At 67.9% G+C, this 15,545-nt stretch carries 15 protein-coding genes and 2 tRNA genes; 15 read left to right on the top strand and 2 right to left on the bottom strand.

Annotated elements, in window-relative coordinates; translation table 11 throughout:
- Positions 1–27: 27 nt before the first annotated feature.
- The 9 genes from ccmC (at position 28) to ACZK33_RS15725 (ending at position 7,020) form a co-directional block, all read left to right on the top strand.
- Complete coding sequence (gene ccmC, locus ACZK33_RS15685) at positions 28–798, top strand: heme ABC transporter permease CcmC (protein ID WP_049460760.1); 771 nt, start codon at positions 28–30, stop codon at positions 796–798.
- Positions 795–983: a heme exporter protein CcmD gene (locus tag ACZK33_RS15690; RefSeq protein ID WP_423175012.1), complete on the top strand. Its 189-nt coding sequence runs from the start codon at positions 795–797 to the stop codon at positions 981–983. Before ccmC ends, ACZK33_RS15690 begins: the two co-directional genes overlap by 4 nt.
- Positions 980–1,441, top strand: coding sequence for a cytochrome c maturation protein CcmE (ccmE, locus tag ACZK33_RS15695; RefSeq protein ID WP_032129787.1), 462 nt, complete (start codon positions 980–982; stop codon positions 1,439–1,441). Before ACZK33_RS15690 ends, ccmE begins: the two co-directional genes overlap by 4 nt.
- Complete coding sequence (locus ACZK33_RS15700) at positions 1,442–3,361, top strand: heme lyase CcmF/NrfE family subunit (RefSeq protein WP_423175011.1); 1,920 nt, start codon at positions 1,442–1,444, stop codon at positions 3,359–3,361.
- Between the two features lie 8 nt (positions 3,362–3,369).
- A complete protein-coding gene (locus ACZK33_RS15705) occupies positions 3,370–3,987 on the top strand; it encodes a DsbE family thiol:disulfide interchange protein (protein ID WP_423175010.1) in 618 nt (205 codons plus the stop codon).
- A 4-nt stretch (positions 3,988–3,991) separates the two neighbouring features.
- Positions 3,992–4,441: a cytochrome c-type biogenesis protein gene (locus tag ACZK33_RS15710; protein WP_032129419.1), complete on the top strand. Its 450-nt coding sequence runs from the start codon at positions 3,992–3,994 to the stop codon at positions 4,439–4,441.
- On the top strand, positions 4,435–5,424 hold the full coding sequence (locus ACZK33_RS15715) for a tetratricopeptide repeat protein (RefSeq protein ID WP_180844503.1): 990 nt from the start codon (positions 4,435–4,437) through the stop codon (positions 5,422–5,424). Before ACZK33_RS15710 ends, ACZK33_RS15715 begins: the two co-directional genes overlap by 7 nt.
- Before the next feature lie 138 nt (positions 5,425–5,562).
- Positions 5,563–6,675, top strand: a complete 1,113-nt coding sequence (gene metX, locus ACZK33_RS15720; RefSeq protein ID WP_423175466.1) for a homoserine O-acetyltransferase MetX — start codon at positions 5,563–5,565, stop codon at positions 6,673–6,675.
- Positions 6,676–7,020, top strand: a complete 345-nt coding sequence (locus ACZK33_RS15725; RefSeq protein WP_317217056.1) for a DUF1294 domain-containing protein — start codon at positions 6,676–6,678, stop codon at positions 7,018–7,020.
- A gap of 73 nt (positions 7,021–7,093) precedes the next feature.
- Here the strand turns inward: ACZK33_RS15725 and cydC are convergent, their stop codons facing one another.
- A complete protein-coding gene (cydC, locus tag ACZK33_RS15730) occupies positions 7,094–8,767 on the bottom strand; it encodes a thiol reductant ABC exporter subunit CydC (RefSeq protein ID WP_423175465.1) in 1,674 nt (557 codons plus the stop codon).
- Positions 8,764–10,509, bottom strand: coding sequence for a thiol reductant ABC exporter subunit CydD (gene cydD, locus ACZK33_RS15735; protein ID WP_423175463.1), 1,746 nt, complete (start codon positions 10,507–10,509; stop codon positions 8,764–8,766). Before cydD ends, cydC begins: the two co-directional genes overlap by 4 nt.
- 228 nt (positions 10,510–10,737) lie before the next feature.
- Here cydD and ACZK33_RS15740 point away from each other — a divergent pair, with 228 nt between their 5' ends.
- The 6 genes from ACZK33_RS15740 to ACZK33_RS15765 all read left to right on the top strand — a co-directional run bounded on the left by ACZK33_RS15740 (position 10,738) and on the right by ACZK33_RS15765 (position 15,446).
- Positions 10,738–12,327, top strand: a complete 1,590-nt coding sequence (locus ACZK33_RS15740; RefSeq protein ID WP_071229725.1) for a cytochrome ubiquinol oxidase subunit I — start codon at positions 10,738–10,740, stop codon at positions 12,325–12,327.
- Between the two features lie 15 nt (positions 12,328–12,342).
- Positions 12,343–13,494 (top strand): cytochrome d ubiquinol oxidase subunit II, encoded by a 1,152-nt coding sequence (gene cydB, locus ACZK33_RS15745; RefSeq protein WP_014037846.1) that lies wholly within the window; start codon positions 12,343–12,345, stop codon positions 13,492–13,494.
- A gap of 58 nt (positions 13,495–13,552) precedes the next feature.
- Positions 13,553–13,669, top strand: a complete 117-nt coding sequence (gene cydX / locus ACZK33_RS15750) for a cytochrome bd-I oxidase subunit CydX (RefSeq protein WP_005410354.1) — start codon at positions 13,553–13,555, stop codon at positions 13,667–13,669.
- A gap of 55 nt (positions 13,670–13,724) precedes the next feature.
- Positions 13,725–13,801, top strand: a tRNA-Pro gene (locus ACZK33_RS15755).
- A 140-nt stretch (positions 13,802–13,941) separates the two neighbouring features.
- Positions 13,942–14,018: transfer RNA gene (locus ACZK33_RS15760), tRNA-Pro, on the top strand.
- Between the two features lie 222 nt (positions 14,019–14,240).
- Entirely contained in the window at positions 14,241–15,446 is a 1,206-nt protein-coding gene (locus ACZK33_RS15765; RefSeq protein ID WP_032129410.1) for a CynX/NimT family MFS transporter, read from the top strand.
- Positions 15,447–15,545: the final 99 nt, after the last annotated feature.

A 15,545-nucleotide genomic window follows, 5' to 3' on the forward strand; every position in this document is an offset into this window, starting at 1 on the left:
TCCACCCCTGCTGGATAGCCGCCACGCATGAATCCGATTGTCCGCTGGTTCCACCAACTCGGTTCGCCCCCCACGTTCGACCGATTCGCTGCCCGCTGGTCGCGGGTGTTCTACCTCGCTGCGGTGCCGGTGCTGCTGGTCGGCATGTGGCAGGCACTGCTGGTGGTGCCGCCGGAAGCCAAGCAGCTGGACAGCTTCCGCATCCTCTACATCCACGTGCCCAGTGCCTGGATGAGCCTGTTCGTGTTCGCGCTGATGGCGCTGTATGCCGCCATCGCCCTGATCTGGCGGATCAAGGTCTGCGAGATCCTGGCCATGGCCTGCGCGCCGATGGGCGCCGGCTTCACCCTGATCACCCTGCTCACCGGCAGCATCTGGGGCAAGGGCACCTGGGGCACCTGGTGGGACTGGGACCCGCGCATGACCAGTGAACTGGTGCTGCTGTTCCTGTACCTGGGCGTGATCGGCCTCTACCACGCAATCGAGGACCGTCGCAGCGCCGCGCGCGCGGCTGGCCTGCTGGCTATCGTCGGTGTCAGCCTGCTGCCGGTGATCCGCTACTCGGTGGACTGGTGGGGCGGCCTGCACCAGCGCCAGTCGATCAACGTGTTCGGTGAATCGGCGATCAGCAGCGCGATGATCGCGCCACTGTGGTGGATGGTGATCGGCACCAAGTTCTGGTTCGCCGGTTCGGTGCTGGCCAAGGCCCGCGCCGACAATCTCGACCGCGAGGCCGGCAAGGCCTGGGTCGGTGGTCGCGTCGATGCCGCACGTGCGGCCGGGGAGGCCCAATCATGACCCACCTGCCCTATGTGATCGGCGCCTACGCCGTGTTCGTGCTGGTACTCGGCGCCGATGCCATCGGTTCGTGGCTGCGCCTGCGCGTGGCACGCCGGTTGGCGATGGCACGCCAGCAGCGGCAGCAGACCCGCGCCGTCAAACAGGACGCTGCGGCGCCGCTGTCGACGGAGCTGGAACGATGACGCCGGTACAACGTCGCCGCCTGGTCTGGGTACTGCTGGCCCTGCTCGCCTCCGGGCTGGCCACCGCGCTGGTGGCGATGGCGCTGGAACGCAACATCGCCTACCTGTACACGCCTTCGGAAGTGCTGCGCGGCGATGTCGATGCGCAGTCGCGGTTCCGCCTGGGCGGCATGGTGGTGAAGGGCTCCTTCAACCGCCCGGTCGGTTCGCTGGAAGCACGTTTTGAAGTGACCGACGGCGATGCCCAGCTGGCGGTGACCACGTCGCGGATCCTGCCGGACATGTTCGCCGAAGGCACCGCGGTGGTCGCCAGTGGCCGCCTGCAGGACGATGTGTTCGTCGCCGACGAGGTGCTGGCCAAGCACGATGAGAAGTATGTGCCCAAGGAAGTGGCCGACAAGATGGGCGACGCCCATCGCAAGCATGACGTGCCGGTGACGGCACCCGAGGTGCGCTGAGTGCTGCCCGAACTGGGTCAGATCCTGTTGTTGTGCGCGTTGCTGGCCTCGCTGCTGCAGGCCGGCCTGCCGCTGATCGGCGCGCATCGCGGCAACACGGCATGGATGGCGGTGGCACGGCCAGCCGCCTTCGCACAGCTGCTGCTGCTCGCCGGCGCCTTCGCGGTGCTCACCGCCGCGTTCGTGCAGCAGGACTTCTCGGTGCGCTACGTGGCCGAGAACTCCAATTCGCTGCTGCCGATGATCTACCGCTACTCGGCGGTGTGGGGTGCGCACGAGGGATCACTGCTGATGTGGGCGCTGGTGCTGGCGCTGTGGACCGGCGCAGTGGCGCTGTTCTCGCGGCACCTGCCGGCACCGGTGCAGGCGCGCGTGCTGGCGGTGATGGGCGTGGTCAGCGTCGGATTCCTCGCCTTCCTGATCTTCACCTCCAACCCGTTCCTGCGCCTGAATCCGGCGCCGCTGGAAGGCCGTGATCTCAACCCGCTGCTGCAGGACCCGGGCCTGATCATCCATCCGCCGATGCTGTACATCGGTTACGTGGGCTTTGCTGTGCCGTTCGCGTTCGCGGTAGCGGCACTGCTGGAAGGCCGCGTCGACGCACGCTGGCTGCGCTGGACGCGGCCGTGGACCAACGTCGCCTGGGGCTTCCTGACCCTGGGCATCGCGCTGGGCAGCTGGTGGGCCTATTACGAGCTGGGCTGGGGCGGCTGGTGGTTCTGGGACCCGGTGGAGAACGCCAGCTTCATGCCGTGGCTGGTCGGTGCGGCACTGATCCATTCGCAGGCGGTCACTGAGAAGCGCGGCACCTTCGGCAGATGGACCCTGCTGCTGGCGATCGCCGCCTTCGCGCTGTCGCTGCTGGGCACCTTCCTGGTGCGCTCCGGCGTGCTGACCAGCGTGCATTCGTTTGCCGCCGATCCCTCGCGCGGCCTGTTCATTCTGGTGTTCCTGTCGGTGCTGGTCGGCGGCAGCCTGCTGCTGTACGCGCTGCGCGCCAGCCAGCTCAGCGTGGACGCCGACGATCCGCGCCGTGGCTTCACCGCCACCTCGCGCGAGACCCTGCTGCTGGCCAACAACCTGCTGCTGGCCACCGCCTGCGCGATGGTGCTGCTCGGCACACTGTATCCGTTGCTGGCCGATGCGCTGTCGCTGGGCAAGATCTCGGTCGGCCCGCCCTACTTCGGCAGCCTGTTCCTGCTGCTGATGGCACCGATGATCCTGCTGCTGCCGTTCGGCCCGCTGGTGAAGTGGCAACGCGACCAGCCCTCGCGCGCGTTCGCGCTGCTGGCACCCTGGCTGGGGCTGGCGGTGCTGCTGGGTGCGCTGGCCTGGTGGCAGGCGCCGCAGAACGGCTGGAAGGCCGGTCTCGGTGTCGCTGCCGCGGTCTGGGTCGGCTTCGGTACCGCACGCTTCGTCTGGCAACGACTGCGCGGCAACGGCCGCTTCACCGCCGAGATGCTCGGGATGATCGTCGCCCACGCCGGCATTGCCGTGTTCCTGGCTGGCGCGCTGCTGGTGGAAGCCCTGAACGTGCAGCGCGAAGTGGCGTTGGCACCGGGCCAGCAGGTGGTGGTCGGCCGCCACGAAGTACGCTTCGAGGGCGTGGACCATCGCGAAGGCCCGAACTTCATCGCCGACCGTGGTCACCTGCGCGTGTTCCGCGACGGCCGCGAGCTGGCGCTGCTGCATCCGGAGAAGCGCCAGTACGCCAGCGGCGGCCAGGTGATGACCGAGGCCGGCATCGATGCACGCTTCGATGGTGATGTCTACGTGGCATTGGGCGAGCCGCTGGGCAACAATGCATGGGCGGTCCGGGTGCACATCAAGCCGTTCGTGCGCTGGATCTGGCTGGGCGCGCTGCTGATGGCCCTGGGCGGATTCATCACCGCCGCCGACCGCCGCTTCCGTCGTCCGTAGGAGTTCCCATGTCCGAGTCCCCCACCCCGCGCCCCTCCCGCCCGCTGCCGCCGGTAGCCATCGTGATCGGCGTGCTGTTCTTCTTCGGCCTGCTCGGGCTGATGATCTACGGGGTGATGAAATCGGGCGATCCGCAGCGCGACGTGCTGCCATCGGCGCTGATCGACAAGCCGGCGCCGGCGTTCGCGCTGCCGATGCTGCACGACCCGGAAATGATCGTGCACAGCGACGAACTGCGCGGCGCGCCTTACCTGTTGAACGTGTGGGGCAGCTGGTGCGCGGCCTGCCGCGAGGAACACCCGGTGCTGACCCGTTTCGCCGAGAGCAAGCGCGTGCGCGTGATCGGCTACAACTGGAAGGATGAACCGACCGATGCCCTGCATTGGCTGGAACAGCTGGGCAACCCGTTCATGGTCGTGCTCAGCGACGTGGAAGGCCGCACCGCGATCGACTGGGGCGTGACCGCCGCACCGGAGACCTTCCTGGTCGATGGCAGCGGCGTCGTGCGCTGGAAGTACAGCGGTGCGATGACCCAGCGTGTGGTCGACGAGAAGCTGATCCCGGCACTGGAGAAGATCGAGAAGGCCCAGGGCAATGCCGGCAGCACGCTGCACACGGCGCCCTGAGCCCATGCGCTGGCTGCTGGCATTGCTGCTTCTGATGCTGCCCCTGGCCGTGCTGGCACAGCAGCCGTTGCATGATCCGCAGCCACTGCAGTTCCGCGATGGCGCCGAAGAACGCCGCTTCCACGACCTGGCCGCGCAGCTGCGCTGCGTGCAGTGCCAGAACCAGTCGTTGGCCGACTCGAACGCGCAGATCGCGCAGGACCTGCGCCGCGAGGTGCTGCAGCTGATGCAGCAGGGCCGCGACGACGCACAGATCAAGCAGTTCCTGGTCGCGCGCTACGGTGAGTTCGTGCTCTATCAACCGCCTCTGCAGCCGGGCACCTGGCTGCTGTGGGGCGGTCCGCTGCTGGTGCTTGGCGCCGGCGCGCTGGTGGTACTGGGCATCGTCCGCCGCCGTGGCCGCACGGTTGCTGCCGCCCCCGCCAGCAAGACCGATGAAGGAGACGGATGGTGAGCCATTGGCTGCCGATGCTGGCTGGACTGGTGGCCGCACTGATGGCGGCGCTGGTGCTGTGGCCGCTGCGCCACCACGGTCGCCGCGGTTTCGTGGTGGGCGTGCTCGCGCTGGGCGTGGCCGGTGCCTGCCTGTATCTGCTGGTTGGTGATCCGCGTGCCGCACAGGTACAACCGACCCCGTCGGTAGCCACCCTGCGCGATGGCGTGCAGGCCCTGCAGGATGCACTGAAGCGAGACCCGCAGCGAGCCGATGGCTGGACGCTGCTGGGCCGGTCGCAGGCCGAACTGGGCAACGCCGCCGCCGCAGCGGATGCCTTCGCACGTGCTGCCGCTCTCGCCCCGGAAGACCCCGGCGTGCTGGTGGAAGCGGCGCAGGCACGTGCGCAGGCCGATGCCGGCAAGCAGTTCGATGACACCGCGATGGCCTGGTTGCAGCAGGCTCGTGCGCTGGCGCCCGATGCGGAGCGCGCCAGCTGGCTGCTGGGCATCGCCCTGCGCCAACGCGGAAAGAACGCCGAGGCTGCCGACGTCTGGAGCGGCCTGCTGCCACGGCTTGAGCCCGGCGCCGCGCAGGCGCTGCAGGCGCAGATCGCCATCGCCCGTGAGGCCGCCGGCCAGGCGCCCGATGCTGCCGCTGCGGCGCCACCGGCGCTGCTGCAGGTGCGCGTGCAACTGCCTGCGCTGAACAACGCCGAGTGGCCCGCCAGCACCCAGGTATTCGTGCTGGCCCGCGCCGTGGGTGGACCGCCGATGCCGGTGGCCGCACGCAAGCTGCCTCTGGCCGGTTTCCCGGCCACGGTCGGGCTGGGCGACGCAGACAGCCCGATGCCGACCGCACCGTTGTCCGCGCATCGCGAAGTAGAAGTGCTGGCACGCATCTCGCGCAGCGGCAGTGCCAACCGCAGCGAGGACGATCTGCAGAGCGTGCCGGTAAAGGTGAGCCTGCCGCATGAAGGCGTGGTGGAGCTGCGGTTCCCGTAGTGCCGGCCGCTGGCCGGCAACCACGCGGGCGCATCCAGATTCATGAGGTTGCCGGCCAGCGGCCGGCACTACCGGGTGCATCGCCGATGGAAACCAGCGTGTCGCCAGCTCCACATGCGGCCCCGCTAGAATGACTGCATGACCGAATTCATCCCGCCCGGCACCCGCTTCCACGCCCTGCCCTCGCCATTCCCGTTCAAGCGCGGTGGCGCCCTGCATGGCGCACGCGTGGCCTATGAAACCTGGGGAACGCTGGCGGCGGACGCCAGCAATGCGATCCTGATCGTGACCGGCCTGTCGCCGGATGCACACGCCGCGGCCAATGACGCTAACCCCGCAGTGGGCTGGTGGGAAGGCATGGTCGGCCCCGGCAAGCCGATCGATACCGACCGCTGGTACGTGGTGTGCGTGAACTCGCTGGGCAGCTGCAAGGGTTCGACCGGCCCGGCATCGCTCAACCCGGCCACGGGCCAACCGTATCGCCTCGACTTCCCCGAGCTGTCGATCGAAGACGGCGCACGCGCCGCGATCGAAGTCGTGCGTGCACTGGGCATCGAACAGCTGGCCTGCGTGGTCGGCAATTCAATGGGCGGCATGACCGCACTCGCGGTACTGATGCTGCACCCGGGCATTGCGCGCAGCCACGTCAACATTTCCGGCAGTGCGCAGGCACTGCCGTTCTCGATCGCGATCCGTTCGCTGCAGCGCGAGGCGATCCGCCTTGATCCACGCTGGAATGGCGGCCACTACGACGATGCCGAGTATCCCGAGTCCGGCATGCGCATGGCGCGCAAGCTGGGCGTGATCACCTACCGTTCGGCACTGGAATGGGATGGGCGCTTCGGCCGCGTGCGGCTGGATTCGGACCAGGCCGACGACGATCCGTTCGGCCTCGAATTCCAGGTGGAAAGCTATCTGGAAGGCCATGCCCGGCGCTTCGTGCGCTTCTTCGATCCGAACTGCTATCTGTACCTGAGCCGTTCGATGGACTGGTTCGACCTGGCTGAGTATGCCGACGGCGACGTGCTGGCCGGGCTGGCGAAGATCCGGGTGGAGAAGGCGCTGGCGATCGGCGCCAACACCGACATCCTGTTCCCGGTGCAGCAGCAGCAACAGGTCGCCGAGGGCCTGCGCGCCGGCGGTGCCGATGCGCGCTTCATCGGCCTGGAGTCGCCGCAGGGCCATGACGCCTTCCTCGTCGATTTCGAGCGTTTCGGCCCGGCCGTGCGCGGCTTCCTCGACGCGCTGTAAGTGGCATGGCGGCGTAACCTCGCGCTGGCCGCATTCGGTGCGTTGATCGCACTGACGGTCAGCGGCGTGCTGCCGCTGTGGCTGGGCGGTTGGTGCCTGCTCGCCAGCGCGGTGTCGTTCGGCCTGTACGGCCACGACAAGCGCGCGGCGCAGCGAAAGCAGTGGCGTGTTCCCGAGCGCACACTGCAGTTGCTGGCCTTTGCCGGCGGTTGGCCGGGCGCGCTGCTGGGCCAGGCGCTGTTCCGCCACAAGCATCGCAAAGCCGAATTCCAGTGGGTGTTCTGGCTGTGCGTGCTGGCCAACGTGGCCTCGATCGCGGTGATGCTGCGCGAGTTCTCGTGGTAACCGTTCAAATGGGTAGTGCCGGCCGCTGGCCGGCAACGTCATGAGGTTGCCGGCCAGCGGCCGGCACTACCATTCACGCTTCGCGCACCAGAACCCCATCACGCAACCGGTACTGCGCATCCACCACGCCGTCGGGCAGGTCGTCGTGGGTGATCATCAGCAGGCTGCGCCCGTCCAGCAACCCGGAGAGGTCCTGCAGCAACGCACGTGCGGTATCCACGTCCAGGCCTTCAGTCGGTTCGTCCAGCAGCAGGATCGGCGCATTGCGCAGCAGCGCGCGCGCCAGCGCCAGGCGTCGTGCCTGGCCGGCCGACATCGTCGCGCCGTTCTCGCCCACCCAGGTCTGCAGGCCACCGTTGCGCTCGGCCCACTCACCCAGGCGCACGCGACGCAGCACCGCCCACAACGCTGCGTCACTGGCATCGGGATCACCCAATCGCAGGTTCTCGGCCACGCTGCCGGCAAACACCGGCGCGTTCTGCGGCAGCCACGCCAGTTGCCGGTGCCAGTCGGCCTGGGCGAAATCACGCAGGTCGCGGCCCCCGTAGGTCAACCGTCCCTGTTGCGGATCCCATAGCCGCAGCAGCAGGCTCGACAGGGTGGTCTTGCCACTGCCGCTGTCGCCGCGAATCGCGATCCGCTCGCCCGGCGCCAGTGTCAGCTGCAGGCCGGACAACACCGGCCGCGCCGCACCGGGCCACTGGAAGTGCACGTCATCCCAATGCACGCGCGCGGCCTGCGGCACCGCCTGCGGCGCCTGCGGGTCCTCCACCGTCGGCGGTTGCTCGACGATGGCCTGCAGGCGATCGGCGGCGATGCGCCCGGACTGCAGCGACTGCCAGGCCAGGCCCATGCCGGCCCACAGTTCGATCAGTGCCACGGTGAGGAACACCAGACCCGCCGCCATTTCCGGCGCGATGCGCTGCTGTTCGGCCGCATGCAGGGCCAACGCCAGAATCGCCACCAGGCCCAGCCCGGCGACCAGGCCATGCAGGGTCGAGGCCGCGATCAGGCGCCAGCGCCGACGACGATCCCGCGAAGCCAGCTGCTTGGCCGCCACGCGCACCTTCAACTGCCACGCTGCATCGGCATGCAACGCGGCCAGATCACCCGCGCCCTCCAGTCCTTCGAAGGCTGCGGTACGCAGGGCAGCACGATGCGCGGCACGGTCGGCCTCCTCGTCGTCGCGACCACGCACGCCCAGCCACGGCACACCGAAGGCGATCAGCAGCGCCAGCACCGCCAGCAGTACCGCTGCCGAGGGCAGGATCAGCGCTGCCGAGGCGACCGCCACCAGTGACAGCGCACCCAGCGCCACCAGCGGCCCGATCGCACGCACCAGCAGTCCATCCACTTCGCCGATGTCTCCCAGCAGGCGCGCCAGCAACTCGCCGGTACGCGTGGCCCCCAGCCGCGCCGGTGCCAGTGGCAGCGCGCGGCGGAAGAACCACACGCGCAGGTCGCGGGCGATGCGCAGGGTGGCATCGTGGCCGACCAGCTTTTCGAAGTAGCGCGACACGATGCGCGCCATGGTCAGGCCACGGATGCCGGCCGAGGGTGAGAAGAAATTGAAGCCCTGGCCGAGGCCGGCCGCACCGGCCAGCGCAGCCGCCGTGAGGAAGCCACCGGACAGGCCGAGCAGCGCCGTGCCGGCCAGCATCGTGGTCCACAGCAGCAGCATGGTCAGCAACAGGCGCGGCCGGTGGCGCAGGAACACCGCGCGCAGCGAATCAGGCGAACGGCTCATGCGCGCACCGCCTGTGCCGGCTCGACCAGGCGGCCTTCCGGCAACAGCAGGCAGCGGTCGGCCCAGGCGATCACCGCAGGGCTGTGGGTGGCGACCACCACGCTGCGGCCGCGTGCATAGGCGGCCAGGCTGCGCAGCAACGCCGCTTCGGTATCGGCATCGAGGAACGCGGTGGGTTCATCCAGCAGCAGCACCTGCGGGTCGCGCAGCAGCAGGCGGGCCAGGCCGATGCGGCGTGCTTCACCACCGGACAGGCCGAAGCCGCGTTCGCCGATCACGGTATCCAGCCCCTGCGGCAGGCGCTGTGCGAACTGCAGCACCTGCGAGGCCTCGGCCACTGCGCGCAACCGCGCATCGCTGGCACCGGGATCGGCCAGGCGCAGGTTGTCGGCGATGCTGCCGTGGAACAGGTACGGCCGCTGGCTGGCATAGGCCACCTGCACGCCGGGCCGCAGCTGCAGCTTGCCGGCACGCGGCGGCAACCATCCGGCCAGCGCTTCCAGCAACGTGCTCTTGCCGGACCCGCTGGGACCGACCAGGGCCAGGCGCTGGCCCGGTTCCAGCAGCACATCCAGATCCTGCAGCACGTCGTGCGGCGCGCCCAACGGGCGCAGCACCAGCCCCTGCGCCTGCAGCGGCGGCAATGCGGCCTCGGCCGGCTCCACCGCCAACGGTGCAACCTCGCTTTCGATCAAGCCCTGCTCCCCGGGCAGCGACTGCAGCAGGCGCTCCACCTCGGCGGCAGCGGCCAGCGCGTTGGCGCGGTCGTGGTAGTGCGCGGCCAGCCGCCGCAGCGGCGCGTAGAACTCCGGCGCCAGCAGCAGGCAGAACAGGCCGGCGCCCAGCGTCGGCACCGCTGCATGCAGCGACATCAGGCCCAGATAGCTCAGGCCGAGGTACAGCGCGACCATCGCCACGCTCACCGAGGCGAAGAATTCCAGCACCGTGGACGACAGGAAGGCGATGCGCAGCACCTTCATCGTACGCACGCGCACGCCTTCGGCCGCGGCCGCGATGCCGTCCAGTTCGGCCTCGCCGCGGCCATACAGGCGCAGCAGGCCCAGACCCTTGATCCGGTCGGCGAAGTGGCCGCTCATCCGCGCCAGCTCACCCAGCTGTGCGCGCCCGGCCGCTTCAGCGCCCCAGCCCACCAGCATCATGAAGAACGGCACCAGCGGTGCGGTGAACAGCAGGATCAGCGCCACCACCCAATCCACCCAGGCCACTGCGGCCAGGATCAGCAGCGGCACCACCACCACTTCGGTGCGCACCGGCAGGAAGCCGCTGTAATAGCTCTCGATCGCATCACCGTGATGCAGCATCAGTTCGCCCAGCTCGCCGGTCCGGCGCTGGCGCAGCCACAGCGGCCCATGTCCAAGCAGGCGCGCGAACACACGCTCGCGCAGCGCCAACCGCGCGGCATCGGCCACATCACCGGCAGCCGCCTGGGTGGCGCTGCCCAGCAGGGTGCGCAGCACCAGGATCACCGCCAGTCCCGCCAGCACCGGTAGGCCCGATGCCAGCGGCGCGCGCTCCACCAGCACCTGCTGCACCAGCCAGGCGATGGCGGCAGCCTGGCCGATCAACAGTGCGCCGGACAGGCTGATGCACAGCGCGGCCAGACGCTGGCGGCCCCGGGCGGAGCGTGCCAGATCGGCCAGCCAGGCCGTGCGGACACGCCGCTGGCGGGCGGTTTCAGCTTCCGGGGACAGGCCGTCAGGGGTCGTTTCGGCAGCGCTCAAGAGGTCTTCACGGGCAACGGGGGAGACACGGCATTGTAGGCGCAGGCAATAGCCCGCCCCTGCGGCCGGCGGTCGCAGTCTTCATCAGGTTCGCATACGATCCCTTCGCACACCTGTTCATACATTGATCTGGATCAAGGCTGTTTGAAGTAGTCGGTCACATCATTCACGTCGTAGACCACCCTTCCCGCCACCTGCAACGGCACTATCCAACGAGGTAGCCAGGCCATGATTGATCAGACAGTCGTAGAACTGTCGCGGCTGCAATTCGCGCTGACCGCGATGTACCACTTCCTATTCGTACCGCTCACCCTCGGCCTGTCCTTCATGGTGGCCATCATGGAGAGCGTGTACGTGATGACCGGCAAGGAGATCTGGCGCAGGATGACCCTGTTCTGGGGCGTCCTGTTCGGCATCAACTTCGCCATGGGCGTCGCCACCGGCATCGTCATGGAGTTCCAGTTCGGCATGAACTGGTCCTACTACAGCCACTACGTGGGTGACATCTTCGGTGCGCCGCTGGCCATCGAAGGCCTGATGGCGTTCTTCCTGGAAGCCACCTTCGTCGGCCTGTTCTTCTTCGGTTGGAACCGCCTGACCAAGGTCAAGCACCTGATGGTGACCTGGCTGATGGCGCTGGGCACCAACCTGTCGGCCATCTGGATCCTGATCGCCAACGGCTGGATGCAGAACCCGACCGGCGCGGTGTTCAACCCGGAAACCATGCGCATGGAAGTCGTCGACTTCATGGCCGTGGTGTTCAACCCGGTGGCGCAGGCCAAGTTCGTGCACACCGTCAGCGCCGGTTACGTGACCGGTGCGGTGTTCGTGATGGCGATCAGCGCCCTGTTCCTGCTGCGCAACAAGCACAAGGACCTGGCCCGCCGTTCGTTCGCGGTGGCCGCAGCCTTCGGCCTGCTGTCGTCGCTGTCGGTGGTGGTGCTGGGTGACGAGAGCGGTTACGCCGCCAGCGAGCACCAGAAGATGAAGCTGGCCGCGATCGAAGCGATGTGGGAGACCGAGCGTGCGCCGGCCGACTTCACCGCCTTCGGCATTCCGAACCAGGAAACCCACCAGAACGACTACGCGGTGAAAATCCCGTACCTGATGGGCCTGATCGCCACCCGCTCGTTGAACCAGCCGATTCCGGGCATCCTGGAACTGGTCGAGCGCGCCGAACACCGCGTGCGCGGCGGCCAGCTGGCCTACGGTGCGCTGGAACGCCTGCGTGCGAACAAGAACGACGTTGAGGCGCGCGAAATGTTCGACCGCCATTGGCAGGACCTGGGCCACGGCCTGCTGCTCAAGCGCTACCGCGATGACATCCTCAACGCCACCCCGCAGGAAATCTCGCAGGCGGCGATGGACACCGTGCCGCGCGTGATGCCGCTGTTCTGGACCTTCCGCGTGATGGCCGGCCTGGGCTTCTACCTGATCGCCTTCTTCGCACTGGCCTTCTACTACTCCTGCCGCAACAACTTCCAGGACAAGCGCTGGTTCCTGCGCCTGGCCCTGTGGACGCTGCCTGCACCGTGGATCGCGATCGAATGTGGCTGGTTCGTGGCCGAATACGGTCGCCAGCCGTGGGCGGTCGACGGCGTGCTGCCGACCTTCTATGCGGCGTCGGGCCTAGCCCTGCATGAAATCGTGCTGACCCTTGCCGGCTTCACCGCGATCTACACCGCGCTGATCGTGGTCGAGATCAAGCTGATGCTCAAGGCGATCCGCAAGGGTCCGGACGAGGTGCTGCCGTCGCTGCAGTCGCCCCAGCCGCATGCTTCCCACAATGCCTCGGCGCCGGCCGCCGGCCAGGCCTGAGGCAGGAGAACCAAGATGGATTTCATTCTTCTGGACTACACCACGCTGCGCGTGATCTGGTGGCTGCTGCTCGGCATCCTGCTGATCGGTTTCGCCGTGATGGATGGTTTCGACCTGGGCGTGGGCACCCTGCTGCCCTTCGTCGCCCGCAACGACGCCGAGCGCCGGCTGGTGATCAACACCATCGGCCCGGTCTGGGAAGGCAACCAGGTATGGCTGGTGCTCGGTGGCGGTGCGATCTTCGCCGCCTGGCCGCCGCTGTATGCGGTCAGCTTCTCCGGGTTCTACCTGGCGATGTTCGTGATCCTGTTCGCCCTGATCCTGCGTCCGGTCGGCTTCAAGTTCCGCAGCAAGATGCCCAGCGAACGCTGGCGCAACACCTGGGACTGGGCGCTGTTCATCGGCGGCTTCATCCCGGCGCTGATCATGGGCGTGGCAGTGGGCAACGTGGTGTTGGGCGTGCCGTTCCACTTCGATGACAGCATGCGCATCTTCTACACCGGCTCGTTCTTCGGCCTGCTGATGCCCTTCGCACTGCTGGCCGGCCTGCTCAGCGTGTCGATGCTGGTCGCCCACGGTGCCGCCATGCTGGTGCTGAAGACCGATGGCCCGGTGGCCGAGCGTGCGGCCCGCTTCGGCAGCATCGCCGCGATCATCGCCTTCGTGCTGTTCGCCGTCGGTGGCGCCTGGGTGGCCTTCGGCCTGCCGGGTTACCAGATCACCTCGCAGGTGGTCACCGATGGCGCCACCAATCCGCTGCTGAAGACCGCCGAACTCGGCGCCGCCGGTGGCTGGATGCGCAACTACAGCACGATGCCGGCCACGATCCTGGCCCCGCTGCTCGGCCTGGCCGGCCTGCTGGCCAGTGCGGTGCTGCTGCGTGCCCGTCGCGGCGGCCTGGCCTTCATCGCCTCCGGTGCGGCCATCGCCGGCATCATCCTGACCGTCGGCTTCGCCATCTTCCCGTTCCTGCTACCGTCCTCGAGCCAGCCCACCTCCAGCCTGACCGTGTGGGATGCCTCGTCCAGCCACCTGACCCTGTGGATCATGCTGCTGGCCACGGCGGTGTTCCTGCCGATCATCATCGGTTACACCACCTGGGTGTACCGCGTGCTGAAGGGCAAGACCACCACCGAAGAGATGGGCAACAACCCGAACGCGTATTGATCGCCTGCACGTGTGCCGACCAACGGTCGGCACCTACCCGGAATGAAGGAGACTGATCATGTGGTATTTCGCCTGGATTCTCGGCGCCGGCCTCGCCTCGACGGTGGCCATCCTCAATGGCATGTGGTTCGAAGCCCGCGAGCAGAACCGTATCGAGAAAGAAAATCGTCGCTGAGCTGTAAAAAAACCTTGCCGCCTTGGCCTTCACACGGTATCTTAGGCGGCTCCTTCGGGGTGTAGCTCAGTCTGGTAGAGCGCTACGTTCGGGACGTAGAGGTCGCAGGTTCGAATCCTGTCTCCCCGACCACTCAAGTGGTCGCATTGAAGCCTGGTGAAGTCGTCCAGGCTTTTTTGTTCCCTGAAGTGGCACTGCTTCGGCAGTGTGAAGAAAACAGCATTCACCCCTTGCCGCCATCGGGGTGAATCGCTAGAATAGGCGGCTCCCTTCGGGGTGTAGCTCAGTCTGGTAGAGCGCTACGTTCGGGACGTAGAGGTCGCAGGTTCGAATCCTGTCTCCCCGACCACTTCGGTGGTCACCAAGAAGCCTGGAAGACATCACTGTCCTCCGGGTTTTTTTGTATCAAGCGCCAGGCCGCCCGCGTGACGGGACCTTGCCGCGCAGCGCACGTACAATGGCCGCGCTGCCGGCCCTCCTGCAGCCCCCACCCCCACCTGCCGCTTCGGCGTAGACCGATGCCGGCGCTGCATGCCGTTGCTGCGGCGTGCGACACCTGCAAGGACCACCGATGAGTTCCTCCCCTTCCGATTCGCCGTCGCTGCTGCACGGCCGTGTCCTCGCGTTTGCCGCGATCCTGCTGGCAGCGGTCAACCTGCGCACTGCGGTCACCTCGATCACCCCGCTGCTGGACGTGCTCGGCCAGCAGTTCGGCTTCGGCACCACCATGACCGGCGTGCTGGGCATGCTGCCGACCGCCTCGTTCGCGCTGTTCGGCGTGGCCACGCCGGCATTGGCGCGGCGCCTGGGCCTGGAACGCACCACGCTGCTGGCGATGGTGATGGCGATGGCCGGCCTGCTGCTGCGTTCCAGCGCCGGCAACGTCGGCACGCTGCTGCTCGGTTCGGTGGTTGCACTGGCCGGCATGGGCATCGGCAACGTGGTGGTGCCGCCGCTGGTGAAGCGCTATTTCGCCAACAAGGTTGGCACCATGAGCACGCTGTACATCAGCGTGCTGCAGCTGGGCACGATGCTGCCGGCGCTGCTGGCAGTGCCGGTGGCGAATGCTGCGGGCTGGCGCGTGTCGCTGGGCATGTGGGCGCTGCTGGCGCTGGCCGCCGCCCTGCCGTGGCTGCTGCTGGCCAGGCGCGCACCGAAGCCGCAGGCCGACGCCACCGATCCCACCGCACAGCCGCACGGCAAGGTCTGGCGCACGTCGCTGGGCTGGAGCATGACGCTCATGTTCGGCATGACCTCGCTGATGACCTATTCGATGTTCACCTGGCTGCCGCGCATCGTGGTCGAGGCCGGTGGCACGCCCGCGTTCGGCGGCGTGATGGTCGCCGTGTTCTCGGCACTGGGCCTGCTGCCGTCGCTGGTCATTCCGTCGATGGCGGTGCGCCTGCAGAACCCGTTCCCGCTGGTGCTGATCGGTTTCTTCTCGTTCGTGATCGCCTTCACCGGCCTGCTTGTGGCCCCGATGAAGGCGCCGCTGCTGTGGGCCTGCCTGCTCGGCGTCGGTCCGTCCACCTTCCCGCTGGCGCTGACCCTGATCAACCTGCGCACCCGCACCCCCACCGGCTCGGCCGCGCTCTCCGGGTTCATGCAGGGCGTGGGCTACAGCTTCAGCTGCCTGGGGCCGTTCCTGGTCGGCTGGCTGCACACCGTCAGCGACGGCTGGACGATCCCATTCAGCTTCCTGTTCGGCTGCGCCACCCTGATGCTGTGCGCCTCCTGGGTGGCCTGCAAGCCGCGCAAGCTGGAAGACCTCTGGTAAGCCACGTGGGGCCTCGCAACCGGCCCCACCTACCGCTCGTCAGCCCGTCTGCGCATTTTGACGCCGGGCTGACAATTCCGGGCGGATAGTGCCCACGAA

It is taken from the genome of Stenotrophomonas sp. 86156_Sma (assembly GCF_056481625.1).

Excerpts from the sequence above, each read along its gene's own strand:
- cydX (WP_005410354.1), top strand. The coding sequence starts at position 13,553 with ATGTGGTATTTCGCCTGGATTCTCGGCGCCGGCCTCGCCTCGACGGTG.
- ACZK33_RS15740 (WP_071229725.1), top strand. The coding sequence starts at position 10,738 with ATGATTGATCAGACAGTCGTAGAACTGTCGCGGCTGCAATTCGCGCTG.
- metX (WP_423175466.1), top strand. The coding sequence starts at position 5,563 with ATGACCGAATTCATCCCGCCCGGCACCCGCTTCCACGCCCTGCCCTCG.
- ccmE (WP_032129787.1), top strand. The coding sequence starts at position 980 with ATGACGCCGGTACAACGTCGCCGCCTGGTCTGGGTACTGCTGGCCCTG.
- ccmC (WP_049460760.1), top strand. The coding sequence starts at position 28 with ATGAATCCGATTGTCCGCTGGTTCCACCAACTCGGTTCGCCCCCCACG.
- ACZK33_RS15710 (WP_032129419.1), top strand. The coding sequence starts at position 3,992 with ATGCGCTGGCTGCTGGCATTGCTGCTTCTGATGCTGCCCCTGGCCGTG.
- ACZK33_RS15690 (WP_423175012.1), top strand. The coding sequence starts at position 795 with ATGACCCACCTGCCCTATGTGATCGGCGCCTACGCCGTGTTCGTGCTG.
- cydB (WP_014037846.1), top strand. The coding sequence starts at position 12,343 with ATGGATTTCATTCTTCTGGACTACACCACGCTGCGCGTGATCTGGTGG.
- ACZK33_RS15705 (WP_423175010.1), top strand. The coding sequence starts at position 3,370 with ATGTCCGAGTCCCCCACCCCGCGCCCCTCCCGCCCGCTGCCGCCGGTA.
- ACZK33_RS15715 (WP_180844503.1), top strand. The coding sequence starts at position 4,435 with ATGGTGAGCCATTGGCTGCCGATGCTGGCTGGACTGGTGGCCGCACTG.
- ACZK33_RS15765 (WP_032129410.1), top strand. The coding sequence starts at position 14,241 with ATGAGTTCCTCCCCTTCCGATTCGCCGTCGCTGCTGCACGGCCGTGTC.
- cydC (WP_423175465.1), bottom strand. The coding sequence starts at position 8,767 with ATGAGCCGTTCGCCTGATTCGCTGCGCGCGGTGTTCCTGCGCCACCGG.